Below are 13,308 nucleotides of genomic sequence, written 5' to 3'. Positions count from 1 at the left end.
CGCTTTTTTACTTAATTACTAACTTTTAAAACACTCCAGTAGTGCTCACTAAGAACGTCTGCTATGGCTTCAACTGTGCGACTGAGTTCTTCGAGGTTGTTATCTACTCCTCCCATTTCAATCAGCATCGCGTTAGGAGAAATGTCCTGGTTATACACACCATCTACACGCTGACCTTTCTTTCCGATTACGCCTCTGCTTAAGCCAGGGTACTTTTCCTTCAGAGCATTATGAAGCTCTTTTGCAAGCTTCAGGTTCTTTTCATAGTTTGGGTTCTCTTCACCGATGACAAAAACCGTTCTAGCATATTTCTCATTATTGATGGTGACCGTCGTATCATCCTTCCGAAGAGCATCTCTATGGATATCGATAAACATATCAAAATCTGAATTACTACTCATAGCCGATTGAACGATGGTTCTCGACACATCGTACGCTTTACCGTGCTGCCAGCCTTTTTCATTCAATAATGCACCTATATTCGACTCATCGACTACTGTACCGATTCCCCTGTTTTCAAGTGCTTCTCCTAGCATTTTTCCTACGAGAGTAATGTTTGTCTTCCCGTCGTTTGCAAGGTCTCCATTCTTATTGCCTTCGAGGCCTAGCAATGGTAAATATGACTCGTAGCTATGGGAATGATAAATGAATGCGACATCTTTACCGTTCGTCGTTTGAACGGGAGGTGTTACAGGTTTCTTCGGATCTTGGATCGTAAGCTTGTCAGATGGAACATCCCTTTCTATAAGCAGATCATTCAGGGGAGGTACTGACTCTACAGGTAAGTTAGCAAAGCTCGTCCCTTCTCCAGCCACATGAATCTTCGCATCATACAGAGCAAAACCCGGAAGCTCACTACCAAGAAGACTTCGGATGTCGCCTGGTTTGATGCTCGTGATAAACTGAAACGCAACAAGAGATAGAGCTGGCGGTTCACTTCCTGCCGGTAATACTTGCGTTAAATAATGATTTTCCGTTCCCATGGCATAAATGATCGCCTCGTTTGAAAAGCTCGTTACCCAATCGTGCATCATCGATGAAGAAAATCGATATTTTGTTTCGGACGAAGAGATAAATCCCGCAACGATAAATAAGCTGATTAAGCTAATGATCATAAGGAATGAAAGTGTTCTAAGCATACTGTTACTAGGATTCTGAAAAAGTTTAGCATTTTGTTTCATACGCTCTCTCCCCCACCGTCTTCTTACTCTATGTCTATGAAATCACCAATTACATTAGAAGATTTTTTTACTAGCAATAGTAGAAACGTATATGTTTCAAAATAGATGCAAAATATATTTGATAATTGAATGTGCGAAAAGTATGATTAAGATAGGATAGGGGAGGTGAACAGAATGGGAAAATCATCGGCGTACATTGCTTCGACAATTTTGTTCCTAGTGATCGTTGTAGGCTTTACATACTGGCTAACAACAACGGAAGAACATGCCGGCTCTGAAGGCGGTCATGGCGAGAAAACGGAAGAATCTGCTGGGGAAGATTCAGCAGGAGGAGAAGCAGAGAAAATCTACTCTCAGAACTGTGCTTCCTGTCACGGTGGAGACCTTGGTGGAGGAGCAGGTCCTGCACTTAATGCTGTAGGTGGCAAGTATTCTAAGGACGAAATCCTCGACATCATCAAGAATGGTAAAGGTGGCGGAATGCCAGCTGGTTTGATTCAAGGTGAAGAAGCTGAGATGGTTGCCGCATGGCTAGCCGAAAAAAAATAGTATTGTAATAAAAAGCTTTCTGTTCACTCAACAGAGAGCTTTTTATTATTTCTAAACGATGTTGTAATCAAGCTATTTTGAAAGCCCTATTATAGAATAGCTTGAATTCAAGATGTTTTTGTTGAGTTATCAGCTCTCGCCGTGTATAATAAAGCTGTAAAATATTATACGAACTATCTTCGGGGCAGGGTGCAATTCCCGACCGGCGGTGAAGGAGCAATTTCCTTAAGCCCGCGAGCCTGTTTTTTGGGCAGGATCTGGTGAAAATCCAGAGCCGACAGTACAGTCTGGATGGGAGAAGATGGTGGAGTAGCAAGCTTTCTATTGAAAAAATAGACGATAAGCTTGCTTATTTCCCCATGCCGACTACCATGAGCCCCATACTCATGGTTTTTTTCGTGCATAGGGCCACATCTCCTTTTCGATGGTTCAAAAATCAAAGGAGCAATGTCATATGAAAACTGTATCAAAGACACAGCGCATGATTGTTGTCGCAATGTTCAGTAGTATCTCCTATCTATTGATGCTACTAGATTTTCCGCTACCTGGATTTCCTGTTTTCCTTCAGATTGATTTCAGCGATATTCCAGCACTCTTTGTGGCGATCCTTTATGGACCTGCCGCAGGTATACTAGTTGAAGCGATAAAGAATCTTATTCATTACGGTATACAAGGAAGTTTCACTGGTGTCCCTGTAGGTCAACTTGCTAACTTTATCGCAGGTGTTTTCTTTATCGTACCGACTTCCATTGTATTCAGGAAGTTTAATCAGACTCAGAAAGGACTTACGATTGGGCTTATTCTAGGTACTCTATTGATGTCAGCAATGATGGGATTGTTGAACTATCTCTTGATCCTACCGGCCTATACGTGGTTCATGGGGTTTGAGGCGATGTCTGACTCAGCTCGTCAAGCACTTGTTCTAAAAGGAATTACGCCGTTTAACCTTATAAAAGGTTTCATTGTAGCTAGCATATTCATCGCATTCTTTATTAAGTTAAAACCCTGGTTTGCAAAACAAACGAGGCTTGCCTAATAAATTCGAGCGCGTATCCACACCGGATACGCGTTTTTATTTTGACCTATTTTCCAATTGAAGGAAAACTACTTTCGTTTGTTGAATACGTAAAAAAAGTAGAAAAGGAGGCTCATACTATGGTAACCATCGATTGGCTTGAAAAGTCGACCATTTTAGATTTACAACAAGCGATGTTTGAAGGGACTATAACATCCTACGAGCTTGTTTGTTTTTACTTAGAACAAATCTCAACGTACAATTCCGAAATTAACGCAGTGTTGGAAATGAACCCTGATGCCTTATTCATTGCAGAAGGACTTGATCGGGAACGACATATACAGGGACCAAGAAGCCTCTTACACGGAATCCCTATCCTACTGAAAGATAACATCAATACAGGTGACAACATGCATACAAGTGCAGGTTCTTCCCTCCTTTCCAATTCATTCGGGAGAGATGATGCGTTTCTTGTTAAGAAACTAAGACGTGCGGGAGCGGTTATCATTGGGAAGACCAACATGACCGAGTGGGCAAACTTCATGAGTGACTCGATGCCGAATGGATATAGCTCGAGAGGCGGTCAAGTTTTAAATCCATATGGACCAGGATCCTTGGACGTTGGAGGTTCGAGCTCTGGCTCAGCGGCTGCAGTTGCATGCCATTTCGCAACTGCTTCTATCGGTACTGAAACAAATGGATCGATCCTTAACCCTGCAAGCTCAAACTCAACTGTTGGGATTAAACCAACTGTTGGATTGGTGAGTAGACAAGGAATTATTCCCATCTCATCATCTCAAGATACTGCAGGACCCATTACGAGAAACGTTACCGATGCTGCAATTCTATTAGGTATTTTAGCAGGACAAGATGAGAAAGATCCTTCTACTCTTAGTGCACCCTCTCAAAGTGACTATACGCCTTATCTTTTCAAACCTACCTTTGAAACCATCAAACTTGGCGTAATAAAGAATGGATACTATGACGAAATGCATCCTGAAGAACAAGAGCAGTTTGATTTTGCTATTACAGCATTACAAGAAGCAGGGTGTTCCGTCTCCGAATTTAAAGAGATCGTACCTGATCAAGAAAAACTTGAAAATGACTACAACGTGCTTCTATTTGAATTTAAAGCAGGAATCGATGCATACCTTGCTAACGAAACAAGATCTGAAACCAAGCTCAACTTAAATACAATCGTAGACTACAATAATAAGAATGAACAGGCAATGAAATATGGTCAGTCACTCTTACTCGAGGCAAACGAAACGAGTGGCACATTAACAGAACCGGATTATTTAAAAAGTAGACTTAACGACATTAAACAAGCAAAAGAAATGGGCCTAGATGCATTGTTTAATAACGAAGGTTTGGATGCGATCGTATTCGGCGGCAGCTATGGATCTACCCTCCCTGCAAAAGCAGGTTATCCATCCATCACTGTTCCAGGCGGGTTTACTTCAAACGGCAAACCGTTTGGGATTACCTTCACAGGACCATCTTTTAGTGAACCTCAACTTATTAAACTCGCTTACACATTTGAACAGCTTACAAAGCACCGTGAAGCACCAAAAACAATTACCAAACCTGTGAGCAACTAAAAAAAGAGTCGGGCAGCAGCCCGACTCTTCTTTCGTTTACTATTCGATCGTTACCCACTTAAGTGTAGAATCTGCACCAAATTTGTGGATATGGTAGTTCTTAACATGTTCTTTCATCAAGATTGCGCCACCACGCTGGTAAGTAGGAACAATTGCCGTATCTTCTTCGATAAGGATACGCTCAGCTTCCTGCATCATTTCCCAACGCTTCTGCTGATCCGTTTCAACTTTAGCATCTGAAACGAGCTTGTCATACTGTTCGCTAGAGTAATCCATACGGTTGTATGCTCCGTCAGTTTCAAACATGTAAACGTAAGTCATTGGATCTGGATAGTCTGGTCCCCAACCACCAGTTGAGATATCGAAGTCACCTGCATCTTCAAGATCAAGGAACTGCTTCCAAGGCTGTTTGTTGATTGTAATTGTAAGTCCATCTAACTTAGACTCAAACTGCTCTTTTGCGTATTCAGCAATTTTAGAAGCAAGCTCTGAATCAGTTGTTAGGAATTCAAGATCAACTGAATCTTGTCCAATCGCTTCTAGACCTTTCTTCCAGTATTCAGCAGCGTCATCTGCTGTTTTGTCAGCAAGGTAGCCCTCTGGAGCTGGTGCTCTGAAATCTTCACCATCTTTGAATAAGAAATCTTTTGGAACAAGGTAACGAGCAGCAATTGAACCGTTGTTTAGCAATACGTTTACTAGACCATCACGGTCATATGCAAGGAATAGTGCCTTACGAATGTCATTGTTCGCTAGCGCTTCATTCTTTTGGTTCATACGAAGGAAGAAGATCGCTGTATCAAGAATTGTAGAGAAATCTTCTCTTCCCTGGAACTGATCAACAAAGTCTGCACTTAGACTAGCACGATCGATTTTTCCAGTTTCGTAAAGGTTAACGCGTGTAGCTTCATCTTTAACGATTTTATAGTTTGCTTCTTCAAGCTTTACAGTGTCAGCATCCCAATAGCCATCGTTCTTAGCAAGCTTCCAACCTTCACCATGGTTCCACTCAGCAAGAGTAAATGGTCCGTTGTAAAGCATAGTATCTGCTTCTAGAGCATAGTTTTCACCTTGCTCTTCAGCAAATTTAGAAGGCTGTGGATAGAATGAAGCAAATGTTAGAAGGTCGAAGAAGTAAGGAACCTTCTGAGTAACAGTAACTTCAAGAGTCTTCTCATCTACTGCTTTAACTCCAAGTTCTTCAACTTTACCGTAAAGCGGGTCACCTTCAGTTACGATTTCATTTCCATTTTTGACACCAGCTGTTCCTAGCATTGAAGCGTATCCGCCCAATGTATCAGGGTGAATGATCTTCTGCCAAGAGTAAACGAAATCTTCAGCTGTTACCGGTGTACCATCAGACCAATTCGCATCGTCACGAATCGTAAATGTATAAACCGTTTCCCCATCCTTTTCTTCAACCTTAGGCTCTTCAGCAGCCATACCAAGGACAGGTTTATTATCCTTATCTAAACGATATAGACCTTCAAATACCTGGTTCATTACGTTGAATGCTACAGTGTCAGTTGCCTGTGTAGTATCCATCGTTGGGATATCCTGTGTATCCGTAAGATTCAATACCTGTTCTTTGCTTGTTTCTTCAGTGCTTTCTGAATCTCCTGATGCTTTTCCTTCACTGTTTGTATTTCCAGAAGTACTGGAATTACCAGAACAAGCTGCAAGGAAAAGGCTTAACAACATGATGACTGAAAGCAGTAGAGAAAACTTCTTTTTCATTGTTTTACCCCCTATTTGTTTTGCCATCCAGGTAATTGGCTTGATTCCTTTCTTTTCAATATGGAAAAAGGAACGATAATGAGTGCAATAACAGGGAGGTCACCTCACTCATTGCTATGTACGCCTAAACCCACTTCAAAGAATGAAATCCGACTAGTTACCTGAATGTTTAAACTTATTGTAAATTTCAAAAAACTTTCTGTAACCATCCAATTTAGTCAAATTGACACCAACCAATTTGTAAATTTATGTTATAAATTCATGCAAATGGCTTATTCTCCTTATATATCAAGGACTTTTGAGCTAAAAAGTTTTTTAAAAATTTATACAATTTTCTTTAAATTTCTCTATAATAGTGTATGAGGTGATAAAAAATGGCGAGACTCATCCTAGATTTTGATAGTAAGAAGCCACTTTACAAACAAATTGTAGAATACTATCAGAATGCCATCCTGAATGGCTACTTGATACCAGGTACTCTTCTTCCTACTGAACGCGAACTTGCGATACAACTGGAGGTAAACCGGAGCACGATCACGACTGCTTACGCAGAATTAAGAGCGAATGGTTTAATCACTTCTAAGCAAGGTAGCGGTACGCGCGTAAGCGAAGAAGCTGAAGATCTTCTCCCCAATCACTCGATCACTTGGAACAAATTACGTAATCATCACTTAAACGAAGACAGCGTGGTTTTTAGACAAGTGTACCAATATATGAATGAACCCTCATTTATTAATTTGATGTCAGGCACTGCCGCCTCTGATCTTTGTTTAGCAAAAGAAACAAAGGAATTAATTCCTTTTACAATGAGAGAGAGCAATGGACGATCCGTGACTTCAAGTATTACAAGCTCTTTATGTCAATTCATCAAAAATGAAGCTAACCCGGAAAACATGGTTCTTACTTCGAGCATCGAGCAGTCCATACTCATCGCACTCAAATGTCTACTCACACCAGGCGACACTATTGCTGTCGAAGCGCCCGCTAAATTTTCACACATTAATATGTTATTGACTTCAGGTATAAAAGTGATATGGTTCTCAAATGACAACCCTTTGACAGAGCAGCTGTTACGAAAAGAAAAACTTAAACTCGTCATAACGAGCCCACTATACAATCAGAGTAACAAAGCATCGACGAGCAAAAAGCGAACGGATCTATTGCAGTTATGTGAAAGAGCGACTATTCCGATGGTGGAAATTATTGAAGCACCACTACTCATCCATTCTAAAATCAGTTCTATCCCTACTTATTATGAACTAGCTAGTGATCGTAAATTTGTCATACAGATTGGCCATTTCACTGGGATTGCACCTGGGATTAGCATCGGATGGATCATAGGACCATCTAATGTGAAGCTACGTCTTCAAGAGGTTCAAATGCAGCTCGGTCTTATCCCCCCTCCTGTTCTATTGGAACTTGTCGATAATATTTTGAGTTCAGAAGTGATGATGTCCCATCTCGATGATGTTTTAAAAGAATTGAATGATCGAAGACACCACCTCCTATCGGTAATCGAGCCGTTCTCAGAAAATATTACGATTGTGGAAAAAGGTGATCCTACTTCCTTGTGGATCGATATAAAAACCCAGGTGCCTGACAAAGAAATTGTTAAAGTATTTCTAGAAGAGCGTTTGCTGATTCTTCCGCATGCTGGAGCCAACGATACCGTACGAATCAAAGTACCCCTCTTCTATGTAGACCGAGAACCATTACTTGAAGGTGCCAGAAGATTGGTTGCTAGTATGAACAAAATTCTTAGGCGAGAGTTGGTACAAGCTTAAGCATTCTTTCACAATAAAAAAGTGTGTTGCTTTTACGCAACACACTTTTTGCTATTTCTTTTTCTTCTTCCTCTTGGAATCTTGCGGCTCGCCTAACTCAATTCCAGTTCCCTGTCCTTCAGGCTGAGAAGAAGGAAGGCCTGTTGTAGATGGATTTGCTTTTCGCTTTGCCATACGACTCACCTCCACTCATAGCATGTCCGGAGGAGTGGTCTCTTATGAAAGAAGACTATGGAATTCTATGCCCTGTTCGTTCATAAAAACCTCGATTTGGAGTTTATGATGATGATCATGTTCAACAAGTCCTTTTATATAGCTCGTTAAACATAATGGATAATTATCGATATAAAAGGTATGTTCCCATTCTTCGAGCGTAAATTCATTTAACTTTGCTACAACGTTACGACGTTCTAGAATACATTCCTCAATCAAATCGTCCATTGACTTACCTGACTTCGCATACTTTGAGGCTTTTAAATTGACCGATTCAACACTAACTGATGATTTTTTTAACCTCGCTTCTTTCTGAATATATGGGAGTCGCTCTTCTAACAGGTACGTGTCCCATACACGAAGGTGGGCTACAATTTCTGCAACCGACCATTTATTCGGCTTAATCGGCGTGAAAAATGTATCATCACTTAACGTCTTGACCGTTTGAATTAACCAGTCTGGTAAAGAAGCATATTGAGCTAAAACAGAACGTTCAACATCCATCATTTTGCTCCTCTCAGCATAAGATTACCTGCGGTGTTGCCTTGTACGATCTCCAGCTACTTTCTTCCATTTCTTTCGTTCTTCGATTTGAGCCCTCTTATCCGTTTGCCTTTCCAAATAAGCGAGTTCCCGCTCAAATTTCTTGTAATTGTCGAACCGCCTTTGCTCGAGACTTCCTTCTTCAATTGCAGAAAGTACTGCGCACTTTGGTTCCCCGGTATGTGTGCAATCTCTAAAGAAACAGTTTTCGGAAAGTGCTTCTATATCTTGAAAGCTGTTCGTCATGCTGCTCGCATCCCAAAGCTGGAGTTCTCTCATTCCGGGGGTGTCGATCAGTATTCCGCCTGTTTCAAGAACGATTAACTCCCTGCTGGTCGTCGTATGTCTCCCCTTTCCATCATCGTCTCTGATTCCCTGAACTAGCTGAATGTCACTACCATATAACTTATTGATTAATGTTGATTTTCCTGCTCCAGAAGATCCAAGTAATGCTACGGTTTTCCCGTCACTCACATATGGTTCTAGTGCTTCAAGCCCTTCACCGGTCGATGAACTAACAATGTGAACAGGCACTCCGATTGCAATTCCCTCAACAGAATCTGCTTTTGTGTCAGCATCATCACATAAATCAGATTTACTTAAAACAATGACTGGGTTAGCCCCACTTTCCCACGCCATGACAAGGTAGCGCTCGATTCTTGCTAAGTTAAAATCTTGATTTAGCGCATTTACAAGAAACACAGTATCGATATTAGCCGCTACGATTTGTTCGTCTGTTGTGTTCCCTGCAGCTTTTCTTGAGAATTTTGTCTTTCTTGGTATTAAATCGTGAATAATTGCTCTCTTTTCTTCAAGTAAAAGCGTCGCCATCACCCAATCTCCAACCGCAGGTAAATCATCTCGCTGAGCTGCTTCATAACGGTATTTTCCTGAAAGGTCTGCCCGAAACACAGTATCCCCGTTTGAAACCTCATATGAGCCTCGATGCTCCTCGATCACTCTTACTGGTTCTCTTCCTTCAACACGTTTCTCATTAAGCATAGCTTCAAAATAATCGTTCCATCCTAAATTCGTTAACTTCATTAAAATCCTCCTGATTAATAAAAGTATTAAAAAAAAGCCGTTGTTAATCACGGCTTTTCACACATCCCTACACGTGTGGGATAAAAAAACCATGGACATGTACGCACACAGTCCATGGCCTTATTAATCAAAAGGATCTTCTGAATTATTCTGGCGATCGATTGGACTGTGCACAATATGAAATTACAATGCTCATTTTGTGATTTAACATAATACACAGCCCCTTTCCGTTAGTAATACACTCATTATATGTTACTTATAATTAATTGTAAATGTTTTCTGAAAGATTAGACCATTTCTACAACGACTGCGATTCCCTGACCACCACCAATACAAAGTGAAGCTACACCATACTTACCATTTCTTCGTTTCAGTTCTTTCGTCATTGTATATAGCACTCTCGTCCCGCTTGCTCCAACAGGATGACCAAGGGCAATTGCCCCTCCGTTCACATTAACGATCGACCTGTCGAGCTCTAACTCCTTTTCCACAGCTAAATACTGTGCAGCAAAGGCTTCATTCACTTCGACTAAGTCCATATCTTGCATGGTTAAGTTAGCATTTTTTAATGCCGTTTGAATAGCAGGGACTGGTCCAATCCCCATTATGGAAGGGTCTACTCCAGCGATGCCCCATGAAACGATGCGTGCTAGCGGGGATAAAGAATGAGAAGATACATATTCCTCTCCTGCTAATACGACCGCTGCTGCCCCATCATTAATTCCGCTCGCATTTCCACCAGTAACGGTCCCATCCTTTTTAAATGCTGGTTTTAACGTGCTTAGCTTTTCTGTTGTTGTACCTTCACGAATATGCTCATCCTCAGTAACGGTTGTACCCTTTTTCCCTTGAATTTCAACTGGTGCTATTTCTTCAGAGAATTTACCTTGTGCTCTTGCAAGTGAAGCTCTTTCTTGACTTTGTGCTGCGAATGCATCCTGGTCTTCTCGCGTTATCCCATACTTTTCAGCTAAGTTTTCACCAGTCACACCCATTCCAAAACCTGTGTATTCATCGGTTAACGTAGCCCATAACATGTCGTCCACTTTTGGTGCACCTAGTTTTGTGCCAAAACGGCTACCTCTTAAGACGTGAGGCGATAGACTCATGTTATCGGCACCACCGGCGAGAGCTGTTTTCCCTTCTCCCATCATGATCGACTGTGCCGCGGATATGACTGCTTGCAGTCCTGACCCGCATAATCTATTCACGGTTAAAGCAGGACTAGAGATTGGAACACCAGACTTTAATGCAATATGACGAGCAAGGTAAGATGCATTGGAAGTTGAATGAATAACGTTTCCAATGACAGATAAGTCGATCTCTTCAGGACTGACCTTACTCTTTTTCATTGCTTCTTTACTAGCTGTTACGCCTAAATCTGTTGGCGACACGTCTTTTAGTGAACCACCAAATGTCCCGAATGGCGTTCGAGCTCCTTCTAAAATAAACACATCTTTCACACTATCTCCTCCATTCCTCATCTTTATTTTACAAAGGAAGGAAAACGTTTACAAATATTATTGAGCCGTATACCCTCCATCGATCACAGCAGCTTGGCCTGTGATTCCTTTCGCTTGGTCACTTGCCAAAAACATCGTATAATCCGCAATCTCTTGAACCGATAACAAGCGTTTTTGCGGAACTAGAGGATAAATGACATCTTCTAATACTCGCTCAAGTGGAACATTCCGGCTCTCTGCAAGGTCCTCTAGTTGACCACGAACTAATGGGGTATCGACATATCCTGGACACACAGCGTTAACGGTGATGCCGTGCTCAGCACCTTCTAGAGCAGCAACTTTCGTCAGGCCAATAACGCCATGCTTCGCACTGTTGTATGCTGACTTTCCTGAAAATCCAACTAACCCGTTGATCGACGACATATTGATGATGCGCCCTGTACCCTGTTTCTTCATGATAGGAAAAACGAGTTTAGTCGCAATAAAAGGTGCAACGAGCATCACTTTTGTAAGGAGTTCAAACTTTTCAGTTGGAAAGTCCTCCAAATTGGATACGTGCTGAAGCCCAGCATTATTGATCAGTACATCCACTCGATCAAATTGTTCTATCGTTTGGTCGAGCATCGCCTGAACTTCATCTTCTTTCGTTACATCGCATCGAATTCCAAGGGTTACAGCACCTTCTCCACGAATAGTTTCTGCAGCTTCCTTTACCTTCTCCTCATTCAGATCACTTAGAACAACGTTTGCTCCGTGATCAGAAAACACTTTTGCTAATTCTTTACCGATGCCACTTGCTGCTCCAGTGATCACGACTACCTTGTCTTTTACAAACAACTGACTTCCTCCTTTGAACCCTTATATTCCTAATCCAAGACTAAATAAAATGATGGCAATCGCTAAGCCGATCAACGGAACGATTACAGTCAATGCTCCAACTGCACCGTATGCATCCTGATGTGATTCTCCACATATCGCTCTGATCGTTGTAACCACATAACCATTGTGTGGAAGAGAATCGAGTGCACCAGAAGAAATCGCGATCGTACGGTGAAGTGCTTCAGGATTGACACCAGCGTCAATATAATGCGGCGCAAGGATCGGTAATGCAATGACTTGTCCACCAGAAGCTGATCCTGTTAATCCCGCGATAACACTTACCGCAATAGCTCCTCCAATCAAAGGACTACCTGGGATACCAGTCATAAAACCAACAGCCGTTTCAAAAGCTGGAACTGCCTTTGCTACTCCTCCAAAGCCAACAACTGCAGCCGTATTACCGATTGCGATCAATGCACCGAGGGTACCATCTGAAACAGCTCGGCCGAAGTTCGCAAAATATTTTCTGTTTAACAAATATGTAGCGACGATTCCACCTAGCAGCGCGATGATCAAAGCTGACTGTTTCAAACTATCGTGGAAGATAAACGAGATGATCAATACGATTACAAGAGGAACTAACCCCATCAGTGGATGTGGTAGCGGACGGTCTTCAACCTCAGGATCTTCATCTCTTGCAACGAACTTTTCGCCGTTAGCAACAGCTTTCGAGATCATGCGCTTTAACCACCAGTACCCAAACCCTGCCATAAACAATGCTACGATTAAACTGACTTCCCAGCCTGCATATGGACTTGTATCTAAATATTCGATTGGAATCCAGTTTTGAATCTCAGGTGAACCAGCAGATGTCATCGTGAATGTTACCGATCCAAAAGCAAGAGCTGCAGGAATGAATCGACGAGGCAAATCTGCTTGTTTAAATAAACTTACTGCCATCGGATAAACGGAAAACGCTACAACGAACAAGCTTACGCCTCCGTACGTTAAGATCGCACACGCTAGCACGATCGCGAGTACTGCCTGTTTGATCCCAAGCTTTGCTACGACCCATTTTGATACACTGTCAGCTGCTCCACTGTCTTCCATCACCTTCCCAAAGATCGCTCCTAGTAGGAACATCGGGAACCAAGATGATACGAATCCTGCGAATCCTCCCATATAATTGCCAACGAAATTCGCAGCACCCTCCTCAACGAGTTGAGGAAACAATGGGAGAGCACTCATGATTGCTACAAACAATGCACATAGAGGCGCTACTACTAACAGGTTCATTCCTTTCATCGTAAGGTAGATGAGTAGCAAAAGCCCCCCAATCAATCCAATCATACTTAACAT

At 41.9% G+C, this 13,308-nt stretch carries 12 protein-coding genes and 1 riboswitch; of the genes, 4 read left to right on the top strand and 8 right to left on the bottom strand.

The window, feature by feature from the left end; genetic code table 11:
- Positions 1-11: 11 nt before the first annotated feature.
- Positions 12-1,181, bottom strand: coding sequence for a stage II sporulation protein P (gene spoIIP, locus PFZ69_RS18495; RefSeq protein ID WP_270182581.1), 1,170 nt, complete (start codon positions 1,179-1,181; stop codon positions 12-14).
- Positions 1,182-1,355: 174 nt separating this feature from the next.
- Between spoIIP and PFZ69_RS18490 the strand changes: the two genes are divergently transcribed.
- The 3 genes from PFZ69_RS18490 to PFZ69_RS18480 all read left to right on the top strand — a co-directional run bounded on the left by PFZ69_RS18490 (position 1,356) and on the right by PFZ69_RS18480 (position 4,346).
- Complete coding sequence (locus PFZ69_RS18490) at positions 1,356-1,730, top strand: c-type cytochrome (RefSeq protein WP_270182580.1); 375 nt, start codon at positions 1,356-1,358, stop codon at positions 1,728-1,730.
- Between the two features lie 171 nt (positions 1,731-1,901).
- Positions 1,902-2,037: riboswitch (FMN riboswitch) on the top strand.
- 147 nt (positions 2,038-2,184) lie between these two features.
- Complete coding sequence (locus PFZ69_RS18485) at positions 2,185-2,766, top strand: ECF transporter S component (RefSeq protein WP_270182579.1); 582 nt, start codon at positions 2,185-2,187, stop codon at positions 2,764-2,766.
- Between the two features lie 119 nt (positions 2,767-2,885).
- Positions 2,886-4,346 (top strand): amidase family protein, encoded by a 1,461-nt coding sequence (locus PFZ69_RS18480; protein WP_270182578.1) that lies wholly within the window; start codon positions 2,886-2,888, stop codon positions 4,344-4,346.
- A gap of 39 nt (positions 4,347-4,385) precedes the next feature.
- Here PFZ69_RS18480 and PFZ69_RS18475 read toward each other — a convergent pair whose 3' ends face one another.
- Complete coding sequence (locus PFZ69_RS18475; protein WP_270182577.1) at positions 4,386-6,083, bottom strand: peptide ABC transporter substrate-binding protein; 1,698 nt, start codon at positions 6,081-6,083, stop codon at positions 4,386-4,388.
- A gap of 374 nt (positions 6,084-6,457) precedes the next feature.
- Here PFZ69_RS18475 and PFZ69_RS18470 point away from each other — a divergent pair, with 374 nt between their 5' ends.
- The gene (locus tag PFZ69_RS18470) at positions 6,458-7,867 is read left to right on the top strand and encodes an aminotransferase class I/II-fold pyridoxal phosphate-dependent enzyme (protein WP_270182576.1); all 1,410 of its coding nucleotides are present in this window, start codon (positions 6,458-6,460) and stop codon (positions 7,865-7,867) included.
- Between the two features lie 51 nt (positions 7,868-7,918).
- Here PFZ69_RS18470 and PFZ69_RS18465 read toward each other — a convergent pair whose 3' ends face one another.
- From PFZ69_RS18465 to PFZ69_RS18440, 6 genes are all read right to left on the bottom strand, one after another.
- On the bottom strand, positions 7,919-8,041 hold the full coding sequence (locus PFZ69_RS18465; RefSeq protein WP_270182575.1) for a YuzL family protein: 123 nt from the start codon (positions 8,039-8,041) through the stop codon (positions 7,919-7,921).
- A 42-nt stretch (positions 8,042-8,083) separates the two neighbouring features.
- Positions 8,084-8,587: a DinB family protein gene (locus tag PFZ69_RS18460; protein ID WP_270182574.1), complete on the bottom strand. Its 504-nt coding sequence runs from the start codon at positions 8,585-8,587 to the stop codon at positions 8,084-8,086.
- A 21-nt stretch (positions 8,588-8,608) separates the two neighbouring features.
- Positions 8,609-9,667: a ribosome small subunit-dependent GTPase A gene (gene rsgA, locus PFZ69_RS18455; protein WP_270182573.1), complete on the bottom strand. Its 1,059-nt coding sequence runs from the start codon at positions 9,665-9,667 to the stop codon at positions 8,609-8,611.
- A gap of 287 nt (positions 9,668-9,954) precedes the next feature.
- Positions 9,955-11,130, bottom strand: coding sequence for an acetyl-CoA C-acetyltransferase (locus PFZ69_RS18450; RefSeq protein WP_270182572.1), 1,176 nt, complete (start codon positions 11,128-11,130; stop codon positions 9,955-9,957).
- A gap of 57 nt (positions 11,131-11,187) precedes the next feature.
- Positions 11,188-11,967, bottom strand: a complete 780-nt coding sequence (locus PFZ69_RS18445; protein ID WP_270182571.1) for a 3-hydroxybutyrate dehydrogenase — start codon at positions 11,965-11,967, stop codon at positions 11,188-11,190.
- Between the two features lie 21 nt (positions 11,968-11,988).
- On the bottom strand, positions 11,989-13,308 hold the full coding sequence (locus PFZ69_RS18440) for a GntP family permease (RefSeq protein WP_270182570.1): 1,320 nt from the start codon (positions 13,306-13,308) through the stop codon (positions 11,989-11,991).

Origin of the sequence: Alkalihalobacillus sp. CinArs1, from assembly GCF_947387515.1 — a bacterium.
In the GTDB taxonomy this organism is placed as follows: Bacteria; Bacillota; Bacilli; order Bacillales; family Guptibacillaceae; genus Guptibacillus.
The sequence above is the reverse complement of the archived record's forward strand: the minus strand, read 5'-3'. Positions and strand labels throughout refer to the sequence as shown.

What these genes read in the sequence shown, in the direction of transcription:
- PFZ69_RS18460 (WP_270182574.1), bottom strand. Translation starts at nt 8,587, where the DNA reads ATGATGGATGTTGAACGTTCTGTTTTAGCTCAATATGCTTCTTTACCA.
- PFZ69_RS18470 (WP_270182576.1), top strand. Translation starts at nt 6,458, where the DNA reads ATGGCGAGACTCATCCTAGATTTTGATAGTAAGAAGCCACTTTACAAA.
- PFZ69_RS18475 (WP_270182577.1), bottom strand. Translation starts at nt 6,083, where the DNA reads ATGAAAAAGAAGTTTTCTCTACTGCTTTCAGTCATCATGTTGTTAAGC.
- PFZ69_RS18440 (WP_270182570.1), bottom strand. Translation starts at nt 13,308, where the DNA reads ATGTTAAGTATGATTGGATTGATTGGGGGGCTTTTGCTACTCATCTAC.
- spoIIP (WP_270182581.1), bottom strand. Translation starts at nt 1,181, where the DNA reads ATGAAACAAAATGCTAAACTTTTTCAGAATCCTAGTAACAGTATGCTT.
- PFZ69_RS18485 (WP_270182579.1), top strand. Translation starts at nt 2,185, where the DNA reads ATGAAAACTGTATCAAAGACACAGCGCATGATTGTTGTCGCAATGTTC.
- rsgA (WP_270182573.1), bottom strand. Translation starts at nt 9,667, where the DNA reads ATGAAGTTAACGAATTTAGGATGGAACGATTATTTTGAAGCTATGCTT.
- PFZ69_RS18480 (WP_270182578.1), top strand. Translation starts at nt 2,886, where the DNA reads ATGGTAACCATCGATTGGCTTGAAAAGTCGACCATTTTAGATTTACAA.
- PFZ69_RS18465 (WP_270182575.1), bottom strand. Translation starts at nt 8,041, where the DNA reads ATGGCAAAGCGAAAAGCAAATCCATCTACAACAGGCCTTCCTTCTTCT.
- PFZ69_RS18490 (WP_270182580.1), top strand. Translation starts at nt 1,356, where the DNA reads ATGGGAAAATCATCGGCGTACATTGCTTCGACAATTTTGTTCCTAGTG.